General features: G+C 60.8%; 17 protein-coding genes. 6 read left to right on the top strand and 11 right to left on the bottom strand.

Annotated elements, in window-relative coordinates; all coding sequences use genetic code 11:
• The 7 genes from VHX65_03420 to VHX65_03390 all read right to left on the bottom strand — a co-directional run.
• Nucleotides 1-971 (bottom strand): aldo/keto reductase (locus VHX65_03420; protein ID HEX3997582.1); only part of this gene is annotated, 971 nt, incomplete at its 3' end.
• Nucleotides 972-1,065: 94 nt separating this feature from the next.
• Nucleotides 1,066-1,791, bottom strand: coding sequence for a response regulator transcription factor (locus tag VHX65_03415; GenBank protein ID HEX3997581.1), 726 nt, complete (start codon nt 1,789-1,791; stop codon nt 1,066-1,068).
• 130 nt (nt 1,792-1,921) lie between these two features.
• Complete coding sequence (locus VHX65_03410; protein ID HEX3997580.1) at nt 1,922-2,845, bottom strand: HAMP domain-containing sensor histidine kinase; 924 nt, start codon at nt 2,843-2,845, stop codon at nt 1,922-1,924.
• A gap of 340 nt (nt 2,846-3,185) precedes the next feature.
• Nucleotides 3,186-4,340, bottom strand: coding sequence for a DUF1570 domain-containing protein (locus VHX65_03405; protein HEX3997579.1), 1,155 nt, complete (start codon nt 4,338-4,340; stop codon nt 3,186-3,188).
• Nucleotides 4,341-4,577: 237 nt separating this feature from the next.
• Nucleotides 4,578-4,790: a hypothetical protein gene (locus tag VHX65_03400; GenBank protein ID HEX3997578.1), complete on the bottom strand. Its 213-nt coding sequence runs from the start codon at nt 4,788-4,790 to the stop codon at nt 4,578-4,580.
• 466 nt (nt 4,791-5,256) lie between these two features.
• Nucleotides 5,257-7,059 carry an oligoendopeptidase F gene (pepF, locus tag VHX65_03395; GenBank protein ID HEX3997577.1) on the bottom strand — a complete coding sequence of 601 codons (1,803 nt, stop codon included), beginning with the start codon at nt 7,057-7,059 and terminating at the stop codon, nt 5,257-5,259.
• A gap of 212 nt (nt 7,060-7,271) precedes the next feature.
• The gene (locus tag VHX65_03390) at nt 7,272-8,291 is read right to left on the bottom strand and encodes a beta-ketoacyl-ACP synthase III (GenBank protein ID HEX3997576.1); all 1,020 of its coding nucleotides are present in this window, start codon (nt 8,289-8,291) and stop codon (nt 7,272-7,274) included.
• Between the two features lie 547 nt (nt 8,292-8,838).
• Between VHX65_03390 and VHX65_03385 the strand changes: the two genes are divergently transcribed.
• Nucleotides 8,839-11,313: a peptidase gene (locus tag VHX65_03385; GenBank protein HEX3997575.1), complete on the top strand. Its 2,475-nt coding sequence runs from the start codon at nt 8,839-8,841 to the stop codon at nt 11,311-11,313.
• Between the two features lie 192 nt (nt 11,314-11,505).
• Here VHX65_03385 and VHX65_03380 read toward each other — a convergent pair whose 3' ends face one another.
• Complete coding sequence (locus VHX65_03380; protein HEX3997574.1) at nt 11,506-12,912, bottom strand: hypothetical protein; 1,407 nt, start codon at nt 12,910-12,912, stop codon at nt 11,506-11,508.
• A 417-nt stretch (nt 12,913-13,329) separates the two neighbouring features.
• On the opposite strand from VHX65_03380, the gene VHX65_03375 reads away from it, so the two are divergent.
• Nucleotides 13,330-14,856, top strand: coding sequence for an MmgE/PrpD family protein (locus tag VHX65_03375; GenBank protein HEX3997573.1), 1,527 nt, complete (start codon nt 13,330-13,332; stop codon nt 14,854-14,856).
• A 162-nt stretch (nt 14,857-15,018) separates the two neighbouring features.
• Here VHX65_03375 and VHX65_03370 read toward each other — a convergent pair whose 3' ends face one another.
• A complete protein-coding gene (locus tag VHX65_03370) occupies nt 15,019-17,262 on the bottom strand; it encodes a S9 family peptidase (protein ID HEX3997572.1) in 2,244 nt (747 codons plus the stop codon).
• 281 nt (nt 17,263-17,543) lie between these two features.
• Here VHX65_03370 and VHX65_03365 point away from each other — a divergent pair, with 281 nt between their 5' ends.
• Nucleotides 17,544-18,956, top strand: coding sequence for a PQQ-binding-like beta-propeller repeat protein (locus VHX65_03365; GenBank protein HEX3997571.1), 1,413 nt, complete (start codon nt 17,544-17,546; stop codon nt 18,954-18,956).
• Nucleotides 18,957-19,006: 50 nt separating this feature from the next.
• Here VHX65_03365 and VHX65_03360 read toward each other — a convergent pair whose 3' ends face one another.
• Nucleotides 19,007-20,005: a GDP-mannose 4,6-dehydratase gene (locus VHX65_03360; GenBank protein HEX3997570.1), complete on the bottom strand. Its 999-nt coding sequence runs from the start codon at nt 20,003-20,005 to the stop codon at nt 19,007-19,009.
• 377 nt (nt 20,006-20,382) lie between these two features.
• Here VHX65_03360 and VHX65_03355 point away from each other — a divergent pair, with 377 nt between their 5' ends.
• From VHX65_03355 to VHX65_03345, 3 genes are all read left to right on the top strand, one after another.
• Nucleotides 20,383-22,152 carry a hypothetical protein gene (locus tag VHX65_03355; protein HEX3997569.1) on the top strand — a complete coding sequence of 590 codons (1,770 nt, stop codon included), beginning with the start codon at nt 20,383-20,385 and terminating at the stop codon, nt 22,150-22,152.
• A gap of 100 nt (nt 22,153-22,252) precedes the next feature.
• Entirely contained in the window at nt 22,253-22,882 is a 630-nt protein-coding gene (locus VHX65_03350) for an isoprenylcysteine carboxylmethyltransferase family protein (GenBank protein ID HEX3997568.1), read from the top strand.
• A gap of 347 nt (nt 22,883-23,229) precedes the next feature.
• Nucleotides 23,230-24,381 (top strand): toxin-antitoxin system YwqK family antitoxin, encoded by a 1,152-nt coding sequence (locus VHX65_03345; protein HEX3997567.1) that lies wholly within the window; start codon nt 23,230-23,232, stop codon nt 24,379-24,381.
• Nucleotides 24,382-24,536: 155 nt separating this feature from the next.
• Here the strand turns inward: VHX65_03345 and VHX65_03340 are convergent, their stop codons facing one another.
• Nucleotides 24,537-24,752: a hypothetical protein gene (locus VHX65_03340; protein ID HEX3997566.1), complete on the bottom strand. Its 216-nt coding sequence runs from the start codon at nt 24,750-24,752 to the stop codon at nt 24,537-24,539.
• Between the last annotated feature and the right edge of the window lie 35 nt (nt 24,753-24,787).

Genomic DNA, 24,787 nt, shown 5'->3' with positions numbered 1-24,787 from the left:
GGATAAAACGTGTGAAACGCGGCCTCGCAAAACACGCCCGGATCGTTGTAGCGATGGTGCCGATCCAGGGCTGAAATCGACCGCATTTCATCGGGGGTCAGTTCGAAATCGAAGATCGCGAGGTTTTCCCGCAACCGCTCGGGGCGAGACGTCTTCGGGATCACGGCAGTGCCGCGCCCGACGCCCCAGCGAAGCACGATTTGGGCCGGCGACCGCCCATGGCTTTCCGCGATTTGCCGAACAACCGGCTGCCCGAGCACCGAATCCTCGGGCTTGGCCATCCCGAGCGGGACGTAGGATCCGGCCCCCAGCGGTGAAAACCCGGTCACGCCGATCCGCTCCTCCCGGCAAAACCGCAGCAGCTTTTCTTGCGCCAGAAATGGATGCAACTCGACCTGTAGCATCGCTGGGCGGATCGCGGCATACGAAAGCAGATCGCGCAACAGCGAAACGCCGAAATTGCTGACGCCGATCGTTCGCGTTAGCCCCGCCCGGACGATTTCTTCCATCGCCCCCCAGGTTTCGGCCACCGGCACGCGAATCGGGCGGATGCCCCGTTCGGGATGCCCCGGATCGGCCGACCAGCCGGGCGGATAACGCTCCTCGAACGGAACAAACGCCTGGGCGACGGGGAAGTGGATTAGATACAAATCGAGATAATCCAGGCCGAGGTCGCGGAGTGTGCGCTCGATGGCCGGACGAACGTGCTGCGGCTCGTGATACGTGTTCCAAAGCTTCGAGGTGACCCACAACTGCTCGCGGCGGACCGTTTTAGACCGCAATACGCTGGCCAAGCCAGCTCCGACTGCCGGCTCATTGCCATAATCGCACGCAGAGTCGAGATGCCGGTAGCCATCGGCAACGGCTTGCGCGATGATCCGCGGGGCGTCGTCGATCGCGATTTTCCAAAGCCCAAGCCCAACCAACGGCACTTCGAGTCCGCCGGAAAGTTGCATCGTGTTTGTTGTCATGGGAGGAAAGCGGGTGTTTGAAAGCTTTTGGAACGGGACGGGCGAACTCAAGCAGGACACCGGCACGTCGTTCTGTCAGGCTGGAAAGCCTGAGCTACGCGACGGGTTCTTCGCCGCTGGCGACGAAGCGGTAGCCGGCGCCGCGGACGCTCAAAAAGTGCTTCGGCTGAGCGGCGTCGACTTCAAAGTATTTTCGCAGGTTGACGATGAAGTTGTCGACCGTCCGCGTGCTCGTGTTTGGCGACATATTCCAAACGTCTTCCAGGAGCTCGGCGCGCGTGACAACCGACGCTTCGTGCTCCACGAAGTATCGCAGCAGTTTCATCTCCAAGCTGGTCAGCCGCAACGCCTTTTCCGCTACCGTCACTTGATAGGTGTCGAAATTCACCACGGCCTGGCCAAAGCGATAGACCGGTTCGATCGGTTTGCTTTCGGGCGCGGCGGCTCCGCGTCCTTTTCGTGCCAGAAGATTGCGCACGATGCTCATCAACTCTTCCAGATCGAACGGCTTCTGCAGATAAAGATCCGTGCCGGCGTCGAAACCTCGGATCCGGTCTTCGACGAGCGTTCGGGCGCTGAGCATGAGAATCGGCACGCCATGCCCCGCGCTGCGAATCGCTTCGCACACTGCATAGCCGCTCATGCCGGGCAACATCAGGTCGAGAATGATCAGGTCGATCGTGTCGGGCGATTCTTGGAACCGCGCGAGCGCCGCCGGGCCGTCGCCAATGGTGGTGACCAGGTATCCCTCGGCTTCAAGGTTGTATTTGATGCCGATCGCCAAGTGTTCTTCGTCTTCGACAACAAGGATGTGGTGCATCGGAAGGGCGAGGGGCGCGGGGCGCGGGGCGAGGGCGAGGGCGAGGGACGAGGGCAACAGCGGTGACAATTATAACAGCCATCCCGCTGACTCGATCAGGGTGATTGGAGCGGCGGCGGCGGTTCGTCGATTACGTTTCTGCCCGCAATTCACGGGCCGGCAATTCGACTTCGAAAATCGTTCCGGATTCGCTCCCGCGGCCGCGGACCGTGATCTTACCGTGCATTCGGCGGACGAGCGTTCGCACGATATAGAGACCTAGCCCGGTGCCGGGCTTCGAGCGTTCCAATTCGTTGCCGACACGAACGAATCGGCCAAAGATCTTGCGCCTCAGCGGCGGCGGAATGCCGGGACCATTGTCGCTGATGCGCACGATAACGCGGCCATCGTTGGGCAGCAAATCGAGGTCCACTTGCGGCACCACGGCGGCGTATTTCACGGCATTGTCGAGCAGGTTGCGAAATACGATTTCCAGGTCGGCCGGCCGGGCCCGCACCCAGGCCGGCGCCAAATTGCGGCGGATCGTCTCGGGGGGCAACCGATATCGCTGCAACATCGATTGTGCGCAGCGCTCGAGCAGGGCCGCCAGTTCGATATCCTCGGCTTCGCGCTCCATTGGCCTTTGGTCCAAACGCGCGGCATCGAGAAGGTGGTCGATCAGATTGTGCAATCGCTGCAGGTCTTCGGCCATGAAGCCATAAAACTCGGACTGCTGCTCCGGCGCGAGCTGCCGTCGTTCGAGCGTTTGCAGGCAAAGCTTCAGCGAGGCCAGCGGGCTTTTCAATTCATGGGTGACGCTGTCGATGAAATTGGATTGCCGCTGGTTGAGCCGGATCGCCTTGATCGAAAGAAACAAATACATCACCACGCCCAAAAGCAGCAGCCCAAGAAACGTCGTCCCGACCGCCAGCATCGTCCAATACAAAGCGCGATGGGTGGCGACCATAGGTGCCGCCACGGTTACGATCACCCAGCCAACCGTCAGCGCCACCACCAACACGATCATCACCACGCCCAAGAATATCGGCCAGCGTAGAGAACGGCGGGTGAGCACGGGAGGAAGGGTGAGGGTAGGGTGAGGGTGAGGTGAGGGGCAGGATGGCCGTGATAGCCAAAATAAAAAACGGGGCGGTCGCTATGGCAAGAATACAGCGGGAGGACAAGAGGCGATAGACAATCCACCTCGGCCGACGCTTCACCGCAGGCGATTAATTGCCTCTTGCGGCGATTCCACTGGCCGACTGCGCTGGCCAGCGGCACACAATGCCGTCGCGGCGCATGCCAGTGGCACACGATGCCGCCATGCGTGTGCCACTGGCAAGCGCAGTCTGCCAGTGCTGCTCGGCGAGTCGAGGTGACGTTTTGACAGCGGGCTGCTCCAGCCGCGTGCCGCATTAGCGCAGGTCGGCCAGAAAGCGGCGCACTCGGGCGTCGAGCATGCGCCAATCGTCGCCGAAACAATGCGAGAAATCGGCGACTCGGTCCGTCGCATCGACCGTGCGAAATGCCGGCCGGGCGGCCGTGGTTGCCAGATACTTGCTGTAGGCCGCGGGCTGCTTTTCGCTCAAATAGAACGTCAGCGCCCAGCTTTCGGCATACGCCCCCGCCACATCCATGGTGAACGGACGATCGGAGCTCACCAGCGACTGGATCCAGTCCGGCGACGGATGGCCGCTCGCAAAGCGTCGAAAATCGGCAAGCCGCGATTGGTTCACGCGGTCGGAAAGCTTGCGGTATTGATCCGAGTTCCACACGCCGCGGGCTTCGAACAGCGTGGCCAGCCCCTCGGCGAGCCATTGCGGCGGCGAGTTGAGCCGGCTATGGATGCCCGTGTTGAATGCCGCCTGATGGGCCGCCTCATGCACCAGCATGGCCGCGCTTTGCCGCCAATCGCCGCGCGGCCCTTGCGATTGCAGTTCCGATCCATCGTACATCGCCACGCGGTTCGTGCGCGGCGAATAATAGCCGAGCACTTCCGGGCCCGGCCGAAACCCATCTCCCATGCTGTAGTGGAGAAAATCGGTTCGGCTAGTGAACACGATCGCCACCATCGGCATATCCGGTTGCCGCAGGTTCAGGCCGCGAACGCTGAAATAATGGCCGAACTGGCGAAACATTTGCTCGAACCGCTCGCCCCAATCGACGGCTTGGCCGGGCGGATGGCAGACGAGATAGTGGGCCGTCGAGCTGACGTCGAATCTCCGGCCCAACTCCAATTGCAGCAAGGCGGTGATTTCGCGGGCCGAGTAGGGGGCGAAATAGGATGCCGTCTTGCGGAAATCGGTCGCCTCTTGCGGAGCAAAATCCCAAAGCCGGCCGTCGCGAGCCAACAGCCACACCTTGCCGGCCGACCAGCTTAGCGGCGCTCCTTCGATGCGCCGGCCATGCACCGTCGCCTCGATCATGAACCGCGGGGCACCGTTGGCAGCCCAGGCACACATCTCGCCGCCGAAGAACGAGGCGGCTATCGCCAGCCCGACAGTCAATCGCGCGATGCCGCTACGCGTCGGTCGCAGGCCGTATCGGATTGTCGGCAAAGAGGCGGCCATGATGGTGGTTCCGGCTGAGGCGGAAGTCCAACACAAGTCTAGGCCGGATTATTCATAGTGCCAGGAATTCGCGACACGCTGCGAAATAGGAGGCGCGAAGCGTTAGCGAGGATAAGCCTCGGTGGCCCCCTCGCTTACGCTTCGGGCTGGTGATTCCGTATGCCACGGGCTGTGCCAGTGTTTTTGTTAAGCAATTTCAAGCGGCGCGCAGCACTGGCAGAGCCAGTGGCAGACGTGCTATCGCTTTCCCCGTCGCATCCGCTCGAGGCAGCTGGCCGGAAGCAGCACGGGCCAGCCCAAGGCCACAAGCATTACGATGGGCAGGCGCGAGAGCGTGCGGCCGACATCCCAATTGCCATACAGGCGATTGTGGACCAAGTCGGTTGCTGCCCAGACGAGCGACAACAACAAGGCAACCGCGATCCAGATTAACGCGAGGATCTGGCCCATACCGGCTGTCGGCGGTTCCGCATTGCCACCAGCAACAAATCGCCAAGTCCGAAAACGGCGATCCCGGTCGAAGCGGCAAAGAAAAGCCAACTATCGATATGAGGATCGAAACTTGATTTTGAGTAGAACACGCCGGCCGCGAACGCACCGACGCCAATCAGCCCGAATGACCCGAGTAGTCGCATACCGTTCGCCTTGCTAAACGATGGTCTTGGCGCTACAACGTTCGGCAATCTAGCAAACGACTGCAAAAAAAACATGTTCTTGGCGCTGCGGCTTCGCGCATTTTTTGCGAACCGCTCGGCGCGATAACGGACAGACCTTCGGCATCATCCCCGTCGGCCGAAGCGAAACCGCTCGCGAGCGGAAGGTAGCAGGCACATGCCGTGTGCCGTCGGCGCCTTGCGATGGGTTGCGCACCGAGCGGGGCCGAGGGCACACGGAGTGTGCCTGCTACGATTGGGCGTCAAACCAATTCGTCCAATTCATCGACGAGCCGGCCGAAATGGGCTAGGGCCGTGTCGACCGGTTCGGGCTGTTCCATGTCGACGCCCGCGTCGCGCAGCAGATCGAGCGGGAATTTCGAGCAGCCGCCCCGCAGGAAGCTCAAATAGGCGTTCAACTCCCCTGGGCCGCCGCTCGTGACGCGCTCGGCAAGCGCAATCGCCGCCGAAAGCCCCGTTGCATATTTGTACACATAAAATCCGCGATAGAAATGCGGAATGCGGAAGCATTCAAGCGACAGGCAGTCGTCGATTGCAAACTTCGGTCCGAAATAGCGATCGAGCAACTCGCGGTAAATCGTCGTGAAGCGTTCGACGGTCAGGGGCTCGCCGGCTTCCACGGTGGCGTGCGTGATCTTCTCGAATTCAGCAAACATTGTTTGACGGAAGATCGTGCCGCGGATGGCATCGATGTCGTGGTTGATCAGTACGGCACGCTCGTCGTCCGATTTCGCCCGATCTCTCAAGTGCCGGCTGAGAAGCTGCTCGTTAAACGTGCTCGCTACTTCGGCGACGAAAATCGTGTAGTTGTAGTATTGATAGGGCTGCTGCTTGGCGGAGAGATAGCTGTGCATCGAATGGCCGGCTTCGTGGGCCAGCGTGAACACATGGTCGAGCACGTCGGGCTGATAGTTCATGAGGATATACGGTTCGCCGTCGTAGGAGCCGCTGGAAAACGCTCCGCTTTGTTTCCCTTGGTTCGGATAGCGATCGCACCATCCGTTGTTCAATCCCTTTTCCAAGGCCCCGCAATATTCGCTTCCCAGCGGTTCAAGCGCATCGACGACGACCTTGACGGCTTGGTTCCAGTTGTGCCGCACTTCCAAGTCGCTGAGAATGGGAACATACGTGTCGTAGTGATGGATATCGTTGAGCCGCATCTTGCGCCGCCGCAATTCGTAGTAGTGATGGAGCGACGGCAAATGGCGGTGCACCGACTCGATCAGGTTGTCGTACACCGCGGTCGGCACCTTGTCGGCAAAGAGGGCGCTTTCCAGTGCGCTTGGATAGCCGCGGGCCTTGGCATAATAAGCATCACGCTGGATTGCTCCCGAGAGGGTCGCTGCGAGCGTGTTTTCATGGGCCTTGTATTCATCGTAGTACTGATGGAAGGCTGCTTTGCGAACGCTGCGCATTGGCGAATAGAGAAACACGGAAAGCGACGAATTGCTTAATTCGACCAATTTCCCCTTCTCGTTTTTCAAGCTGCCGAATTTCAGATCGACGTCGTTCAACTGCCGAAAGGCGTGGTTCGCCGTTTCCGCCATCTGGCTTTGCATCGCCAGCAGTTTCTCTTCGCCGGCAGTAAGCGTATGCGGCTTGTAGCGCACCAGGCGTTCGAGCGTGAGCCGGTGCGGGGCGAGCTCGGGGGCGCCGAGAAACTTCTTCATCTTGGCCGACGGAATGGCCAGGATTTCCGGCCGGATATAGCTGCCGATTTGGCCCGCCTGGCTGCTGGCATGCAAGAACCGGCCCAACATGCGTTGATAGCTGCTGTTGCCGTTGTCTTCCGTCACTTTCAAATGGGCATACGTGCCGAGCCGCTCGGCCATGCGGTCGAAATCGAGATCGAATTCCAAGCAGGCGGCCAGCGATTTGGGGCTTTCGGCCAGTTTGCCGCTGAATTGTGAGTAATTCGGAATCCGAGTTTCCCATTTCTTGAAGGCCGTTTCCCAGGCCGCGTCGGATTTAAACAGACTCGAAAGGTCCCAGCAATCGGCGGCTTTGACGGCGCTGCGGGGCGGCAGTTTTTGGATTTTGCTCATCGGACAACGTGGCCTTTGGGTGTGAGATACGATGGCGCTGCGTGGCAGTCTAATGGGAAAATGCCCGTCGTTGAAAGGGGGGCGCGGAGCCCACAAACGCACAGCCGACGCGTGAAACCGCAAGCGAGCTTCATGCCGCCGCCGGAGAGAGTAGCACGCTTGTGGTTTCGCGCGTCAGCCCGTGGCGGCCGACTCTAGCCGCCCTGGCCGGATCACCACCGCAGCAATCCAGTGCCCCAGGCCAGGCCGCCGCCGAAACCGCTGAGCACAATATGGCTCCCCGCTCGGATACGGCCATCGGCGACGCATTCGTCGAGTGCCAAGGGGATGCTGCCCGACGACGTGTTGCCGTAGCGATCGAGATTGACGACCAGCTTCGCCGGATCGATTCCCAACTCTTTGGCGGCGGCATCAAGGATGCGAATGTTCGCCTGATGGAGGACGAACCGATCGACGTCGCCGACCGTGAGGCCGGATTGGTTCAGCACATCGCCAATACTGGCTACGAGCATGCGCACCGCCCATTTGAAAACCGGCCGGCCGTCCATTTTAAGAAAGTGCAGCCCTTGCTCGACGCCCGCCGAAGTCAGCGGCATCCGAGACCCGCCCATCGGGCAATACAGAAGTTCGTAGCCGGAACCGTCGGCTCCCATCGTATACGACACCAGCCCTTGCCGGTCGGTGCCGCGTGTCAGCAGCACGGCTCCCGCCCCGTCGCCGAACAACGGATACGTTTGCACGTCGGAGGGATTCACGATCCGCGAATTGCAATCCGCGCCGACGACCAGCGCCGCCCGGCTGCAACCGGTTGCGACATACTGCATGCCGGTCACGAGAGCATAAAAAAAACCGGCACACGCAGCTTGGACATCCATCGCAGCCGCCCGCAATCCAAGCTGGTGCTGCACCAGACACGCGGTCGAGGGCATTGTCGCGTCGGCCGTAAATGTGCCGACGACGACGAGATCGATTTCGCGCGGGTCGAAACCGGATTTTTCGAGGCAACGCCGCGCGGCGATCGTTGCCAGATCGCTCGTGGACATTTCTGCTGGGGCATAGCGCCGCTCGCGAATCCCGGTGCGGCGAAGAATCCACTCCGGATCACAACCCAGCGAAGCCAATTCGGCATTGGTCACGACGCGTTCGGGCACGTAGCTGCCGACCGATTCGATGGCCACGCCCGTCAGCGCTCGAAGCGGCGCCCGCACCAAAGGAATTTCAGAATCAGACATGCCGCGGACAGGAAGTTAGACGACGAGAAATTCGAGATGCAAAATCTCAAGGGCTCCTGCCGCGATCGTCGGAGCGGGCCGCCACCTTGAGCGGCTGATTATAGCAGGAAGCATCGCCGAGATGTCGAGTTCATCCGGGTATCGGTGGGGGGGGAAATAGGACCGCGGTCAGCCTAGGCGCGGCGCCGACGGCGCCGCGCCGCACGCGGTTGCAAGCACCGCCGCATTGTCGGGTTGCGATGAGTTTGCAATTTCGAACAGGCCTCGGCAGAATGGAATTACAGGCCGATTCGGTCTGCGCCGCTTCTTGCGGGTTTAGGCTCGGCCGAAAAAATTACTTCTCCACGGACCCCTCGTCCCTTGCGGAAGAGGGCAGGAGTTGTTTTTCGGCCGAGCCTTAAAGGAGAGGAATTTCGCGCCCGGCAGCCATTTTGACACTTGTCATCGCAATTCGCCGGGGACTCGCCGCTTCTTTTTACGGCGGGGGCGGATCAGTGATTTGCTCGACAAAACGCCGGACGCTATCGGAACATCGAGGCTAAATATCATGCGACAAATTTCCCGGGCGTGGTGCATTCTCGCTTTGGCGGGAATCTTCATCGGCCCGTCGGCCGCCAGGGCAGAAAAGATTTATGTCAACGACGGCCGCGAAATGGACGGACGATTCGTGAGGATCGAAGGAGTGGCCGTCGATCCGAATAACAGCGGTGGGGCGGCCGCCGCAAAACCAATCTTGATGTGCGACGACGATCTGCGGCGCACGATGATTCCCTGGCGGCTGGTCAGCAAGGTCGATCCTTCCCCGCCGCCGCGCTGGGAAACATTTAAGATCCCTCAGCCGATCGCGGAAGACGGGCTGCCCGTGGCGACGATCGGCCCGATCCTGCGGCTCACGCCATTCGACGATTGGGGCCGCCGCACGTTTACCATGCAGACCAACAACGGCCCGGCCGACGTGATCCAAGGGCTGACGACGGTGACGCCGCTTTGGTCGCGCGTGGAATCGCTAAAATCCCAGGCGGCCAAGGCCTATCTGTGGGACATGCGGATCGCCACCAGTTCGATCCCGCGCAATCTGCTCACCAAGATTCTCCTGAAGCAGGTCGACCCTCGAAATCCGGATCAGCGATTGAAGCTCGTGCGATTCTATATGCAAGCCGAGCGATTTCCGGATGCCGAAGCCGAGTTGCGGCAGGTGATCGCCGATTTTCCCGCGCTGGCCGGGCTTGACGACCAAGCCAAAGCACTGCGCCAATTGGGGGCCGACCGCGTGCTTTCGGAAGTCGAAGTGCGGCATAAGGCTGGGCAATACGGCGTTGCCTACGGCATGCTCGAGCGCTTTCCTTCGCAAGGAATCAACGGAGCGACGCTGCAAGCCGTGCGCGAAAAGATCCAAGCCTATCGCGCGGCCCAACAACGCCGCGATGCGACCATCGGACAACTCGACGCGCAACTGTCGCTAGTGAAAGACTCGGCCATCCGCAAGCATTTGCAGCCGATCCGCGACGAAATCGCCGCCGAGCTGACCCTCGCGACGCTCGATCGACTGGCGCCATTCCGGCGATTGGCCGACGACGCCACGCTGCTTCCGGAGCAAAAGGCAGCGCTCGCCGTCAGCGGCTGGTTGATCGGGGCGAACGACGCGGTCGACAATGTGCAGGTGGCGTTGTCGTTGGTCGAAACGCGGCGGCTTGTGCTGGACTACTTACGCAATCCGCTGAAACTCGACCGCGACGCGATGCTACAGGCGATCGGTTCGCAACAATCGGCATCGCCGAAATTCGTGGCCGCGATCCTGGCCCACATGAAGCCGCCGATTGACACTCCGCCGCAGCAAGAGCCCGGCTCCTATGAATTGACGATCCACGGATTGGAAAACGAGCCGGATGTGACGTATCTGGTGCAACTTCCGCCGGAGTACGATCCGCACGTCAAGTATCCCGCGATCGTGACCTTGCAAGGGGCCGGCACGACGCCCGAGCAGCAGATCAGTTGGTGGGCCGGCGAATCGCGGATGCCCGCCGCGGCGGAAGCCGGCGCTGCGAACGTCAGAAATGCGAATGCCCCGAATCAACCGCCGGCCGCCGCCGCCCCGGCCGCCGCCGGCGCTGCAGCGGCGCAAGCCGATCCGGGTCCGCCGATCCCCGATATTCACACGATGCGATTAGGCCAGTCGACTCGGCAAGGATATATCGTCATCGCTCCGGGTTGGATCAAGCCGCATCAAGCGCAATATCAATATTCGGCCCGCGAGCATGCCGCGGTGCTTGATTCGTTGCGCGATGCGTGCCGGCGGTTCTCGATCGACACGGATCGCGTGTTTCTTTCCGGGCATTCGATGGGCGCCGACGCGGCCTGGGACATCGCGCTGGCGCATCCCGATCTGTGGGCTGGAGTGATTCCAATCGTGGCCACGTCGGGAAAATACGTTGCCCAATATTGGCCCAATGCCGAGCACCTGTCGTTGTACTTCATCAGCGGCGAACTGGACTCGAATCGCACGGCGAACAATTCCCGAGATTGGGATCGCTACTTTTCTCGCCCGCGCGGATGGGACATGACGCTCGTGGAATACGAGGGGCGCGGGCACGAGCATTTTTCCGATGAGATCCAGCGCGTCTTCGATTGGATGGGGCGGAAGAAGCGAGATTTCTTCCCGCATGATTTCAGCGCCGTGACGATGCGGTCGTGGGATAATTATTTCTGGTGCTTGGAGCTCCAACAGATGCCGCCGAATTGCCTGGTCGACCCGGCGGCCTGGCCTCCGGCGCGCGGTACGCATCCGCTGCATGTCGAAGTGAAAGTGAATGCCAGGAACGGGGTGAACGTGGAAGTGCACGGCGCCAAGGTGGCCGTTTGGCTTACGCCCGAATGGGTCGATTTCAATCTGCCGGTGACCGTGACGGTGGGCGGCAATCGGTTGGGAACAAGGCACGTCGTCAAGCCGAGCGTGTCGGTAATGCTCGAAGACGCTCGAACGCGAGCCGACCGCCAGCATCCGTTTTGGGCGAAGGTCGAGTAGGTCAGGCTTTCCAGCCTGACGGATGCGCCAACTGGCCGAGTTTTCGAAACGGCGTCCGACGGGCCGTCAGGCTGGAAAGCCTGACCTACGAATAAAATCGGGGCACTGACAGGCGGCCTGTCAGTGCCCCGCGGATTTTGGCGCCTGGCGACGTTCGATTTCCTCACCCGAGGAATCGCTCGTCACACGACGTTAGAACTGCACCTGTCCGCCGGCCAGAATCTGGTCGAAGTGCCCGCCGTTGTTTTCGACGAGGTCTTCGCTGTAATCCAGCGTCAAACGGGCATTGTAGCCCGAGATCACGTAGTTGACACCGAAGTCGGTCTGCTGATCGAGAACCGGACCGGCAGTCGAGGAGAAGCTCGCCGCGAGGGCCTTCTGGTCGCGATTGTAGCGTTGGAACCGAGCATACGGCTGGAACTTGCCCGACACCTTGCCGAAGCAATATTCGTCGGCGGTGAGGTACGAGACTTCCACTTCGCCGGCGTCGCCTTCTTGCGTGGCGGCGAAAGCGTTGGTCTGGTGGTGATCGTGGAAGTCGTAGATGGCCGCGTTGATGGTGAACACGCCGCAATTACGCAGGCGGGTTTCATACATCAAGTCACAGCTGTTGCCGTACATGCTGCGGCCAACCGTTTCGACGCCGCCGGCAATGCCGTCGTTCACGGCATGGTCTTGGAACTGGCCGGCAAAGCCGATGGCCAGAATTTCCTTCTTGCCGAAGTAGCTGCTTTGAGCATAGTAACCCGGCTCCGGATCGAGCAGGTTGAACACGACGCGATACGCATAGAGCAGATCGCCGTTGGTGTTCGGGCCGACCGCATCGCCCGGAATCGTCGGGCCGGGAACGTTGACGGCTGTCGGAGCATAGTTGCGGCCGATGCCGTTGAACGCACCGACTTGCCACTTGATCGAACCGCCGTTCCATTGACCCCAATATGCCGCACCGTCGTCGCGGCCGGCAAAGACGGCCTCATAGTTCGACACGAACGGATAGAGGTAGGGGGTTTGATAGAACGGACCGCACAAGTTCGCACGGTCGCTCGGCGGGAGGAACCGGCCAGCCCAAAAATTAACCGTGTCGTCGAGCTCGAACTGGATGATGGCGTCCAACATCCGCACGTCGGCCAAATCGTTCGGCGAGACGAAGGTGCCACCGTTGTCGATTTCGGTGTTCAACGTGAACTTGATGTACTCGTGGCCTTGGCCGCTCAAGTAGATACGGGCATCGTCAGGGCTGAAGAAGTTGTACTTGTGGTCGCTGAGGGTATGCTGCTCGATGTTGTCGAACGAGAAGCGGATCCCGGCGCCGACTTTGACCCACGTGTTCTTGCTCCAGTCGAATTCGCAGCCGCCGCAATCGCAACAGCATTGGTTGTTGCAGCCGCCCATGGCGGCATCGCATCCGCAGGGGGCATCCGCCGCGGGAGCGGCTGGCGCAGCCGGGGCAACCGGAGCCGCCGCCGGAGGCGCGGGAGGATCGCCGGCATAGCTGATGCCGACCGCACTGGTAGACACATCTTGGGCCCAGGCTTGGCCCAGCGCCATGGCGACCAGCGCCGCCGGCGCCAAACTCCATTTCAATACGTTTCGCACCATCGTTCCGTCCTTGTGCCAGAGGTGTCATGCCCGGCGGATTCGCCGCCTCTTCAGCCGTGCATTCCGAAAATAGGAAATCACGCTAATTTCCCCACAGCACGGTATCGGCGGCACAATTGCCAACACTGTACGTGCGAAACGCTTAGCAATACATTCGACGGAACTTCGCCAATCGGAAAATTTTGCCGTTTTATGAGCCGTCGCCATGCGGTTTGTCCCACCAAGCGCCGGCAAACTTTTCCCAGTCGGATCGATCATCAGCACCGCGACCAACCGCAGCGCGGGTTTGGAAAAGAGCCCCCGAGTTTGACGGCAAACATCGGCGATAGGGGAAGCCACCAGCGGCTTGCTTGAATTCAATCGTGCGACGATAATTTTTCGCAGTTCGCATTCAAACTCGTTAAGCGATCCACTCTGGTGAATTCAGAATCCGTCACGCTGCCGCGAAATACGAACCAGGCCCATGGACTGGGGCAGTTTGCGTTGGATTTTCTGGCTGGCCGGCTGGGCACTCCCAGCGACGCCGTCTTCCAGCAAGTCGAACGCTTTCACCGCGATAGCATGGCTTGCGGGGTGTCGGCTCTCGCGGCCCGCGCCAACGCGCCGACTCTATTGCGCGCGGAAGCCATGCGCTACGGCTGCCCGCCCGGCGACGGCAGCGCGTGCTTTGGTTCGATCGCGCCGGTTCATCCGGAAAAAGCCGTGGCCGCGAATTGCTCGGCTGTGCGCGAGTGGGATTCCAACGGCACGAACTTCGGCTACAACCCCGCCCGCGGCCACACGCGCGGCGAGTTTGGCCACAACGACTTCTATCCGGTCGCCGTGGCCGCCGCGCAATTAAGCCGCGCCGACGGCAACCGCACGTTGTGCGCGATGATTCTGTTGGACGAAATTCGCGGCCGGTTGGCCGAAGTCTATTCGCTCAAGGACCACAAGATCGATCATGTCGTGCATGGGGCGATTGCATCGGCGGTCGTGTTCGCGGCGATGTCGGGCGCCACGGCGGAGCAAATCGAGTCGGCGATCGGGCTGGTCGTGGCTCACTATATTCCATTCCGCGCGATTCGCCATGGCCGGCAACTTTCCGACTCGAAAGGCGCCTCCGCCGCATTGAGCGCCGAGGTAGCGGTGCTGAGCGCACGCCGCGCCATGCGCGGCTTCGTCGGGCCCGCCGACATCTTCCGCAACTCGGAAGCGATTTTCTCGCTGTTCGAACCGCCCCATCAATCGGATTGCAGCCCGTTCGATCTGACGCTTTCGTGCGCCGGCGACGATTTCGCGCTCATGGGCATGCACTTCAAACTCGGGCTGTACGAGCACCAATCGGCCGGGGCCATCCAGGGCCTGATCGACTTGCTCGCCGCTTATCCCGCCCTGATGGCCGATCCCGATCAGTTGCGGGCGATCGAAGTCACAATTTACGAACCCGCGTTTCACATCATTGCCGATCCGGCAAAGCGCAATCCCACCACGCGCCAAAGCGCCGACCATTCGCTGTTCTACATCATCGCGACGCTGCTGCGCAAAGCCATCGGGCAAAAGCGATCCGGCTGGCGCGAGCTGATGCTATTGCCCGACGATTATGGCGACGAAGCATTGCGCCATCCGCAAACGCGACGCTTCATCGAGCGCATGGAATTGCGCCACGGCGGATCGTCGTTCGATGAAAAATACCCCGACGGCATTCCGACCACACTGGCGATCGACCATGCCACGCTCGGCCATCTGTCGAGCGGCTTGGTGATGTATCCGGAAGGGCATGCAAGGGCCAAGACCGGACAACTCGATTCGCTTTTGGACCACAAATTCCAAGCACTGGCCGCCCCGGCGGTGAGCGATGTGGCCGCGCTCGAGCGGCGATTCACGAATCTCGGCGACCGCTCGCCGGAAGAAATCGCCGCGCTCTACGATTTCGAAATCCGCGGCTGCCAAGCCCAGCCGTAGCCCCGCGTTTTGCCCAGCGCCACGCTTGCGGTTTCGCGCGTCGCCGTCAAAAACCGGGAGTCCGCAGCGCTGGCAAGGGAGTAACAGCCCGATTTCCTTGCTAGCGCGGCGGGCTCTTGCCGCAAATCGCGCAAAGCCGCGGGCATGGCACCCATCATTGGATCACTTCTTTGCGGTCGTTGGCGGCGGCTCCGCCGGCGACATCTCTTTCTGCTTCGCCATCGCGGCCTCGAGGCCCGGCACTTGCGCTGCTCCGGTCGGCACGGTGATTGTCGAGCCTTTGAAGGCGTCGCCGATTGCTTGGTAGCGGCCGCCGAGGTTGCGGGCCAAGAAGGCCTCGGTCACGGCTGTAAAGGCGATGTTGTTTTCCGGCCGATGAAAGCCGTGCCCTTCATCCGGAAACAACACATACGTGACCGGAATGTGCTTTTCCTGCATGGCATGCACGATTTGATCCGCCTCGGCCTGTTTGACGCGCGGGTCGTGCGCGCCTTGGCCAATCAGTAGCGGCCGTTCGATTCGATCGACAAACGTCAGCGGCGAACGCTCGGTGAGCAGCTTTCGCCCTGCCTCGGTGCCTGGATCGCCCACGCGGTCTTTGAACATCTGCAGCGCCGGGCCCCAATAGGGCGGAATCGATTTCAGCAACGTCATCAGATTCGACGGGCCGACAATATCGACGCCGCAGGCGAAGCGATCGGGCGAAAACGTCAGACCGACCAGCGTTTCATAGCCGCCGTAGCTGCCGCCCATGATGGCGATTTTTTTCGGGTCGGCGATTTTCTGCGCGACGGCCCAATCGGCCGCGTCGAGAATGTCGTCGTGCATCTTGGCGGCCCATTGTTTTTCACCCGCGTTGACGAATTTCTTCCCGAAGCCGGTCGAGGTGCGATAGTTGACCTGCAGCACGGCATAGCCGCGATTGGCCCACAACTGGGCATCCGGATCGAGCCCCCATTCATCGCGAACCCCCCACGGTCCGCCATGCACGTCGATCACCATCGGCACGGGCTTAACCGGCCGATCGGGTGAAGGTCCCTTGCCGCCAGAGAGCGCCGCGGGCGGCAGCGTCAGATAACTGACCAGATTCAAGCCGTCGCGAGAATTGATGATCTCCGGATGCATTTTCTGCAGTTTCCAATCTTCCAAATCCTTGCGATTGGTAAACAGAAATCGGGCCTTGTGCGCCGGCCGATCGAAGTGGTAGTAGCGCACCGGACCGTCGTCCATCAAAAATGCGACGATCCATTGCTTGTCGTCGAGCGTGCGGGCCACGACGGTCACATCGCCATCAGCCACGGTTTTCAGGTATTTGAAATCGGACTTCACGGCCGGATCGAAAAAGTCCCAGTGAATTCGCTCGTAGGTGAACGAGACGGCTTGCAGCGTGCGCTCCGTGGGCTCGAGCATGATTCCGCCGGCGTCGCAGCGCGGGTCTTCGGCGACGATCTTTTCCTCGCCCGTCTTCAGATTCAGCGTCGCCAGCGCGCCGGTGTCGCGATTGCGGCTGTCGATCAAATAGGCGACATCGCCGGATTTATCGAAGCCTTCGATACCGGTCGTGAGCGTGTCGGCTTGCGGAATCTTCAAGAAATCGGTCCAGCCGTCTTTGCCGTCGGGCTTGAGCAACTCCCGTCCGCCGTCGGGAGTGTATTTCGACGCGAAGCGGATGTGGTAATTGTCGTCGATATCGAAGCCTTCGAATTCCGTGTTTTTTTGCACGAGCGTTTTGGCGCCGGTTTCGATATTCAATCGCCAGATGTCGTGATATTCAGGATCGCGATCGTTCAGGCCGACGAGAATTTCTTTGGGAAACAAGTAGCTGACGGCCTCGATTTCGGCCCGCACCTTTTGCTCCGGCCCGCGTGGCGTGAGATCCTTGATGTCGCCCGAGTCGAGATCGACGCACCAGACGTGAAAATTCTCGTCGCCTTTGACGTCTTGCGTGTACAGGATGTGCCGATTCGTGTAGGCCCAGAAATAGCCGTCGATGGGCCGGTCTTTTTCCTTCGTCACGGCCTTCGCCGCGGCCGGATTGTCGATCGGGGCGACCCACACATTCAGCACTCCGGCAACCGGGGCCAAGTAGCTCAGCCATTTGCCATCGTGGCTCATGCGGGCCATGGCTTTGTCGGGATTGCCGAACAACACTTCGCGCGGAATGAGCCCGGTCTCGTGCCCGGCGACCGTGGCCGCGGGGGGCAAGCTGCTTTTGTACTCGATCAGCGGGGTTGTGCTCGGCGGAGCAACGGGAGGAACCTGTGCACCCGATTCGCTTGGCTTGACGGGCGGCTCGGCCGCAACCGCGAACGTCGCCGCCAACACAACAAACGCCCCGCAAGCGGCAATGCTCCGGAGCGCCCCAGCCCGCACGAATTCCGCTTTACCAAGCGATGGCCCATTCATGATTGCCTCTTCGAATGTCGGTGATGATTGTAGCAGGCATACTCCGTGTGCCGCCCGCCCCGTTCGGTGCGTAGCGCAGGCGACAAACGTTGCAGGCCAAATCGCGCTCCGCCGGTCCGGCTTCCGCTGAATTCTCACGAATTCGCCAGCGGTTGTCGACTGGTGCCGAACCACACCTTTCAGGATAATAATACGCCGTGGTGCAAGCGGAAGTTCAAGAAGCGATTTCAATCGCCGGGCACACGCGATCCTCTTTCTGCCACTTTCTCGGAGACCTTTCGATGCCCATGAATCGGGCCGGTTGCAAATTGACGATTGTCGCGATTGCAGCGTGGCTCTGCAGCGCCGGCTGTTTCTCCGCGGCCGCCGAACCGGCGTCGCCCGATCCGGCAAGCGCGACAACCGTTCGGCCGGCCGCATCGTCCAAGGCCGGGCATGCCGAATCGTCGGTCGCCATCGCGCCCAAGCCCGATCACGATTGGCCGATGTGGCGCGGTCCAGAGGGAACCGGTATTTCGTCCGAAACCGATTGGACCAGCGATTGGCCTGCCACGGGTCCCAAACAACTTTGGTCGGCCGAGGTCGGCACCGGCTTCAGCTCTTGTGCCATCGTCGCCGGCAGGCTCTACACGCTCGGCCATGAGCCGAACTCGCCCGAGAAGGAAAAGGCCGGGCAGTTGACGCTCGACACCGTGTGGTGTTTCGACGCCGCCACGGGGCGGCACATTTGGCGATGCGATTACCGGTGCAAGCAAGTGGCCGATTTGAACGAAGGCGGCCCCGGCGCGACGCCGACGGTCGACGGCGATCGCGTTTACACCATCAGCAAGGAAGGCCAACTCTTCTGCTTCGACACCGCGCGCCAGGGAAGAGCAGTCTGGGAGCAGGAATTGCAATCGCTCTTGGATGTGCCGATGCCCGAATGGGGATTTTCCGGCTCACCACGCGTGCTGGGCAATCTTCTGATCGTCGACGCCGGCCGCACCGTCGCACTTGATAAACTCACCGGCGCGGTGGTCTGGAAAACGGGCAAGTATCGGCCCGGCTACGGAACGCCGACGATTTTCAGCGTCGGTGGGCAATCGTATGTCGCCGTGCTCAACAACGATGCGCTGCTGGTGGTGCGCGCCGGCGACGGCTCGGAAGTCGATCATGTGAAGTGGGAGACCGAATATGTCACCACCGCCGTTTCGCCTATCGTCCGGCAAAAAGACGGCCAGACGTCGATCTTCATTTCCGGCTTCCGCGCCGGTTGCGCGCTGTTCGATTTCAAAGATGGCAAGCTCGTCGCGCGCTATCGAAACAAGGCGATGTCGAATCAGCTCTGCACCAGCGTGCTGTGGCACGACGTGCTTTACGGCATCGACGGCGCGAATAGCGCCCCCTCGCAATGCAAGCTGATAGCCTTCGATTTCGACGCAGGCAAGGTGCTTTGGAAAGAACGCGGCTGGGGGCTCGGCTCGCTATTGCTGGCCGGCGACAAGCAGGCTGGCGCACGGCTGATCGTGCTCAGCGATGCGGGGCGGCTCGGCGTCGTCGCGGCCGATCCGAAAGCATATCGACTTCTGGCTAGTGCCCAGGTGCTCGACGGCAAATGCTGGACAATGCCGGCCCTCGCCGATGGCCGAATTTATTGCCGCAACACGGCCGGACACTTGGTTTGCCTCGATGTCAGCAAGGCCGACGCGCGGTAGAGCGAACCCGCTTGCCGCGGTCGACGCGGCCCGCACAGAGCCACACCCGATCAGCCCATCCGCTCGCGCTGCCACGCCACCACTTCGCGGATGATGTCGGCGAGATCGTGGCGAAGCTCGAAGTCGATCGTTCGCCGCAATCGGCTCAGGTCGGGCACGCGGCGACGCACGTCCTCGAAATCCTCCGAATATGCAGCCGCATAGCTTTGATATTCAATTTCCAGCTTCGGATCGACCGCCGCGATCACCCGTTCCGCTAGCTCGCGAATGCTAACCGGCTGATCGCCTCCGATATTGAACACACTGCCGGTCGCCGCCGGCGATGCGACGAGGGCAAGGATTGCCCGCACGACATCCGCCACGTGGGCAAAACAGCGCTGCTGCCGCCCGTCGTCGTGAACGATCGGTGATCGCCCGGCCAGGGCGGCCGACACCAGCCGCGGCAACACCATTCCCCACCGCCCCGATTGCCGCGGACCGACGACATTGAACAGTCGGCCAACCACCACGGGCAGCCGATCCTGCCGCCAACAGGCGAGCACGAGAAATTCGTCGATCGCTTTCGAAACGCCATACGACCAGCGGGCCCTCGTCGTGGGTCCGAATACCAAATCGTCGTTCTCATCCCAGGCCGGCTTCGGATTCTTGCCATACACTTCGCTCGAGCTGGCGAGAAACATCCGCACGGGTTTGCCGCTCGCATGCATTCGCCGCAATCCGGCCAGCAGCCGCTCGGTCGGCGCGATATTCGTTTCGATCGTTTGAATCGGATTGCTAGCGATCAATCCGACTCCAACCGCCGCCGCCAGATGATACACCTCGGCTACGGCGGGAAGGACTTCGCCAAGCAGTGCTTCATTGGCCACGCTTCCGCGAATGAAATGCAAGCGCGGATGATCGGCCACCGCCGACAGATTAGCCCAGTCGCCGGTTGAAAGGTCGTCGATCACGACGACACGGTCGCCGCGCGCCAATAGTGCCTCGACGAGATGGCTCCCGATGAATCCGGCTCCGCCAGTTACCAAAACCGAATTGCCGTCGGATGCCATGCTACCGCTTGTGAAAAAAGAGGCTGCTGCGATGACCGACATTGTAAGCTCGGGCTCGAAAGATTGCCTGGACAACATTCTTCCGGCCTTCCCCGGTGTTCCGGCTTTCGTCGCGAGGATTCTTCTCTTGACGCGATGCCGCTTGGGCCGGTACACACCCCTTACCGCGCGGCCGCCTCGTGGCCCATCACGGCAAACTTGGCGGGCTCCACGTCTCGTGAGCGGCAAGGCGCTAGCCGCCGGTCATTCGGCTGTTGCGCCGCATTCGACCGGCGGCTAGGGCCCCGCCGCTCACCATTCGCAGTCATCCAATATGGCAAACGGTGATGGAGGGAGCACTCGTCCCGTCGCCCGTATCCACTCGCCCGTCGTCCTCAATGTCTCTCCGGCAAAATCTCCAGCTCAATAGCGGACTGCATGCCGATCCCGGTTGGCGGAGGTTCGTCAATCGGTGGAGCGTCGTCAGCTTTCTGCTGATTGCCGTTGTTTGCCACTTTAGCTACGACTTCTATCAGTTCGACGAATACTATCAGGTCACCGAGTTCGTCAGCTACAAGCTGGGCAAGACTCCCCGCGAAGCCCTGGCGTGGGAATATCGGGCCGAAATGCGTCCCTGGCTTCAGCCGGCAATGTACTATGTCGCCGCTCGCGGCCTGGAACAGCTTGGCATCGACAACCCCTTCACGCTGGCCGAAGTGTTTCGAGCGCTGAGCGGGCTATGCGCCTGGGCCGCCATCGTGTCGCTGATGCTCACGGCCAACGTGTTTTGCCCGGACGATCGTCGCCGGCGGCCGATGGTGATCGTGCTGGCGGGATTATTCATCTTGCCATATCTGGCGGGCCGCACTTCGTCGGAAGCGATGTCGGGCAATTTTTTTTCGCTTGGCTTTGCAACGTTGGTGTTGGGCTCGTCATTGCCAGCATTAAGGCTTGGCTCCGGCATGCCCGCGGCTGGAGCGAGCATTAGCGGTGCGATCCGCCGCATCTTCCGGGTGCCAGCGACTTGTCCGACGGTGAGCGAGTCCGCGGTGCGATCACGGCTGGACGAACCGGCAGTGGCACCCGGCGAAGTGCCGCCGATTGTGGCGCTCGCTTCGGGAATTTGTTTCGGCTTGGCGTTTGAATGCCGCTATCAGATTGCGTTTGCGGTGATGGGCGTGTGCGGCTGGCTGTGTTGTTTTTCCGGTGAAAACCGGGGGCGAAAAATCCGAACACTGGCACTGCTATCGTGCGGCGTGTTCCTGGCCATCGCAGCGGGCACGGCCACGGATTGTTGGGGATACAGCCATTTTGTCATCGCCCCGTGGAACTACTTCCGCACGAACATCCTGCTGGGCATCGCGAATCGATTTGGAACAAGTCCGGCGTGGTGGTACTTGGTGGGCGTGAATAGCGGCCCGATGGTGGCGACGACGCTCCTGTGGACGGTGGCGATGATTGCCACATGGTGGCGGTATCCGGGGCATATTCTTTCCTGGGCGACGTTTGCATTTTTCCTGGCCCACAGTGTGGTGGCGCACAAGGAAGTCAGGTTCTTGTTCCCGATAGCCCAAGTGGGCGCGATGGCGATCGTCGTCGGCCTTGCGCCGGAGCCGCGGCTCGGCGGGCGGCGATACGCCCAAGGGCTGGCGTGGCTTTGGCGACGGCGGCGATCGCGATGGGCCACGGCCCTGTATGCATCGAACGTCGTCGCACTGGCGGCAATGGGGTTCTCGACGCGGCAGCCGAGCGTCTTGTTGCAGAAGATCATCTACGATCATTATTCCAAGAATTGCTACGCCTACATTCTGGGAAAAAGCTCCAAAAGCCTATATTCGAATGTCGGCGTCGACATGTTTTTTTACCGCCCGCCAGGTTTTCAACTCAAACGTTTGGATGGCTACGACGAACTGGCGGCGCTGATGCGTGTCGGCCCGCGAAAGTTTTTGCTGATCACTGACCGGGTGCGGAAGACGCCGGAGCAAGACCTGATCGTGCCGCAAGCGGAACCTGTGTATCGCAGTTATCCGCAGTGGGTGGAAAACTACAACTATTTCAATTGGCTTCAACGATCGCGGCACTACACCCTGTATGAGGTAGATTCAGGGGCCAGGGACCAGGGGCCGGCAGACAGAGACGACCGTATGAAGCTAACGCTTGTACCCTGAACCACGACCGCTGTTCCCCTGTTTCGCGGCTCTGGCTCCGCAACTCTTACTTCCACTGTTTTTTGGCCCTTGATCCCAGACCCCGAGACTCCTGCCTCGCATGACCACAATCAACATTTCGCGTAACCATCCATTGCGCTTCCGCCTTCAGCCCTGGTTGTGCTTGGGTTTGGTTGTCGCGTCGCTGGCGCTGACGTTGTTTTCCAGCCCGCTGGTATCGATGGGAAGTTGGAATGAATTCAAAGTCGATATGGTCGGCTGGTTGATTTTTGTATTGGGTGGGGCGATGCGATGGTGGACCGCGCTCTACCGCATGGAGGGGAACCCGCCTCAGCTTGCCGTTCGCGGCCCGTATTCGATTTGCCGTCATCCGCTGCAGTTGGGCACTCTGCTGTTTTGCATTTCGCTGGCTTGCTTCCTCGGCAGCGTGACGTGTCTCGTTGGATTTGCCGTGGCGGCGACCGTTTATTTTTCGTTGGCGATTCCTGCCGAAGAGCGCAAATTGCGTGAAAAGTTCGGCATGCAATACGAGCGCTATTGCCAAGTTGTGCCGATGCTCTGGCCGCGGTTTCGGTTGTTTCAAACTCCGGAAAACATCCACATCGACGTGAGTTCGCTGGCGCATGAATTGCGGCGAATGGCCATCTGGATGTGGCTGCCGGCGATTGCCCGGGCCGCTGCCCAATGCCATTCCGAAGGCTGGTGGCCGCATGTCCTGGGCGTTTTCTAGGTGACTCGCGGAATAGCCGCCGCCATATTTGCCCATCGCGAAGCTCAGGGAAGGGCCCACCGCCTCGCCGCCCACTCGCGTCCCGTGTTCCCGGCCTTCCCTGGAGAAAAGCCGGCAATCCTCAACCACGCTCCTGTCCTGCCGCTTCGCCGCATCGGCCAAATCTTTCCGCTGCTGCCATCCGCACCAACTTTCTCGACTTTCCGGCGGTCTCAACCCGCACAATCGCCCGTTTCGCCGCGTCATTTCCTTCCCGAATGGCGATTGTCGGTTTATCATGGAAGGGAGCGGCGTTTTCGTCGCCTCTTTCTCATCTCTGCCGAACCCTCCTCGAGTCGCGTGCATTCATGCATTGGATCCTGCAACTGCTGTCGGTGGCGTTGGTCGGGTTGGCGTTTGGCGATTCCAAAGCGGTCGAGCAGCGCGATGAAAGCGGAACGCTTCGCATGCGCCGCGAAGTGCGGGACGACGGCCACGGCAATCAAATCCGCGACGGATGGGAGATCCACTACTACTCCGACGGCAGCGAATCCTCGAAATACCACTACGCCGACGACCAACTCGACGGCCCGTGGTACGAATGGTATTCCGGCCACAAGCTCAGGGCCCAAGGCGTTTATCGCAAGGGGGAAAAAAACGGCACCGAGCTACACTACCTGCCCGGCGGCGATAAACTTCAACAAATCGACTATAAGACCGGCCACCGCGACGGCAAGAAAATCGAATGGGGTGCCCAAGGCACGAAAACCCTCGAAGCCGATTACGTCGCCGACGAACTCAACGGAAAGGTGCGGATTTGGAATTCCGACGGCAAGCCATTAGCCGTCACGAATTATCTTCACGGGCAGGAAGAGGGCTTGCAGCGAACGTGGCATGAAAACGGCCGACTTGCTTCGGAAATCGAATATCATGCCGGCCAAAAAAACGGCCAGGTGCGGCAGTGGTTTCCCAATGGCCAGCCGCAACTTCAGTCGCGCTACCACAATGGCATGCTCGAAGGCACGGTGACGCAGTGGTACGACGATGGCGTCAAGCGCAGCGAAGCGACCTATCTCGATGGCGAAATTCAAGGAACGCTGACGCAATGGTACGACTCACCCGATCGTCCGGTCGTGTCGATGATCTCCAACTACGAACACGGGCGGATCAACGGAGTGCAGGCCACGTTCTACGAAAAGAGCGGGAAGAAGAACGTCGAGGCGATGGCGCGCGACGGCCTCCGCCAAGGCCCCTGGGCCGAGTGGTACGAGAATGGCCAGGTGAAAAGCAAAGGAACGTACAAAGACGATCAGCTCGATGGCCCCGTGTGGTTCTACTACGACGACGGCAAGCAATGGGCGCTCAACTGCTATTCGAAGGGGGCTCGCAACGGCCGTTGGGCCGAACTCGACCCCAACGGCAAGTTGATCCGCGATCAATACTACAGCCAGGGAGTGCTCGTCTCCGACACGCTCAAAAAGGCCGCCAAAGAAAAGGCGGCCGAAGCAGCAAAGAACTGAGGATCCGTTCCGGAACAAATCCCTGGTTTTGGCAGCCGGTGCGATCGCGATGTGTGCCACTGGCAAGCCCGGTCTGCCAGTGCCAAACTTCCGCACGGCGCCACCATTGGCAGGCTACGCTGGCAGTGGCGCTCTGGACGCAGGCCGGCAGCATCTCAGCCCTTTAGCTTTTGCGGAATCGTGATCGAGTAGAGAATCGTCACGGCGCCGCCCGAGATCAAGCTCCACGGCACCCATTCCGGCGGAACGACGTCGCGGCTCCCAACGCTCGTGTCGCCGTGGCTATTGAGCGTCGCGCTATCGATCACGAGCGACTCGGTGCCCATCACCGCCATAAATATGCCTATCGCCAAGAATACCGATCGCCACATGGATCACCTTCTTCGTTGCCGAGCGTAACGCGACT

The sequence above is a fragment of the Pirellulales bacterium genome (assembly GCA_036267355.1).
Taxonomy (GTDB): domain Bacteria; phylum Planctomycetota; class Planctomycetia; order Pirellulales; family DATAWG01; genus DATAWG01.
Note: the sequence above shows the minus strand (reverse complement) of the source record. Positions and strands in the feature narration are given on the sequence as shown.

Coding starts and splice junctions, on each gene's coding strand:
- VHX65_03350 (HEX3997568.1), top strand. CDS start 22,253: ATGACCACAATCAACATTTCGCGTAACCATCCATTGCGCTTCCGCCTT.
- VHX65_03400 (HEX3997578.1), bottom strand. CDS start 4,790: ATGGGCCAGATCCTCGCGTTAATCTGGATCGCGGTTGCCTTGTTGTTG.
- pepF (HEX3997577.1), bottom strand. CDS start 7,059: ATGAGCAAAATCCAAAAACTGCCGCCCCGCAGCGCCGTCAAAGCCGCC.
- VHX65_03360 (HEX3997570.1), bottom strand. CDS start 20,005: ATGGCATCCGACGGCAATTCGGTTTTGGTAACTGGCGGAGCCGGATTC.
- VHX65_03345 (HEX3997567.1), top strand. CDS start 23,230: ATGCATTGGATCCTGCAACTGCTGTCGGTGGCGTTGGTCGGGTTGGCG.
- VHX65_03370 (HEX3997572.1), bottom strand. CDS start 17,262: ATGAATGGGCCATCGCTTGGTAAAGCGGAATTCGTGCGGGCTGGGGCG.
- VHX65_03385 (HEX3997575.1), top strand. CDS start 8,839: ATGCGACAAATTTCCCGGGCGTGGTGCATTCTCGCTTTGGCGGGAATC.
- VHX65_03380 (HEX3997574.1), bottom strand. CDS start 12,912: ATGGTGCGAAACGTATTGAAATGGAGTTTGGCGCCGGCGGCGCTGGTC.
- VHX65_03340 (HEX3997566.1), bottom strand. CDS start 24,752: ATGTGGCGATCGGTATTCTTGGCGATAGGCATATTTATGGCGGTGATG.
- VHX65_03415 (HEX3997581.1), bottom strand. CDS start 1,791: ATGCACCACATCCTTGTTGTCGAAGACGAAGAACACTTGGCGATCGGC.
- VHX65_03390 (HEX3997576.1), bottom strand. CDS start 8,291: ATGTCTGATTCTGAAATTCCTTTGGTGCGGGCGCCGCTTCGAGCGCTG.
- VHX65_03355 (HEX3997569.1), top strand. CDS start 20,383: ATGTCTCTCCGGCAAAATCTCCAGCTCAATAGCGGACTGCATGCCGAT.
- VHX65_03405 (HEX3997579.1), bottom strand. CDS start 4,340: ATGGCCGCCTCTTTGCCGACAATCCGATACGGCCTGCGACCGACGCGT.
- VHX65_03365 (HEX3997571.1), top strand. CDS start 17,544: ATGCCCATGAATCGGGCCGGTTGCAAATTGACGATTGTCGCGATTGCA.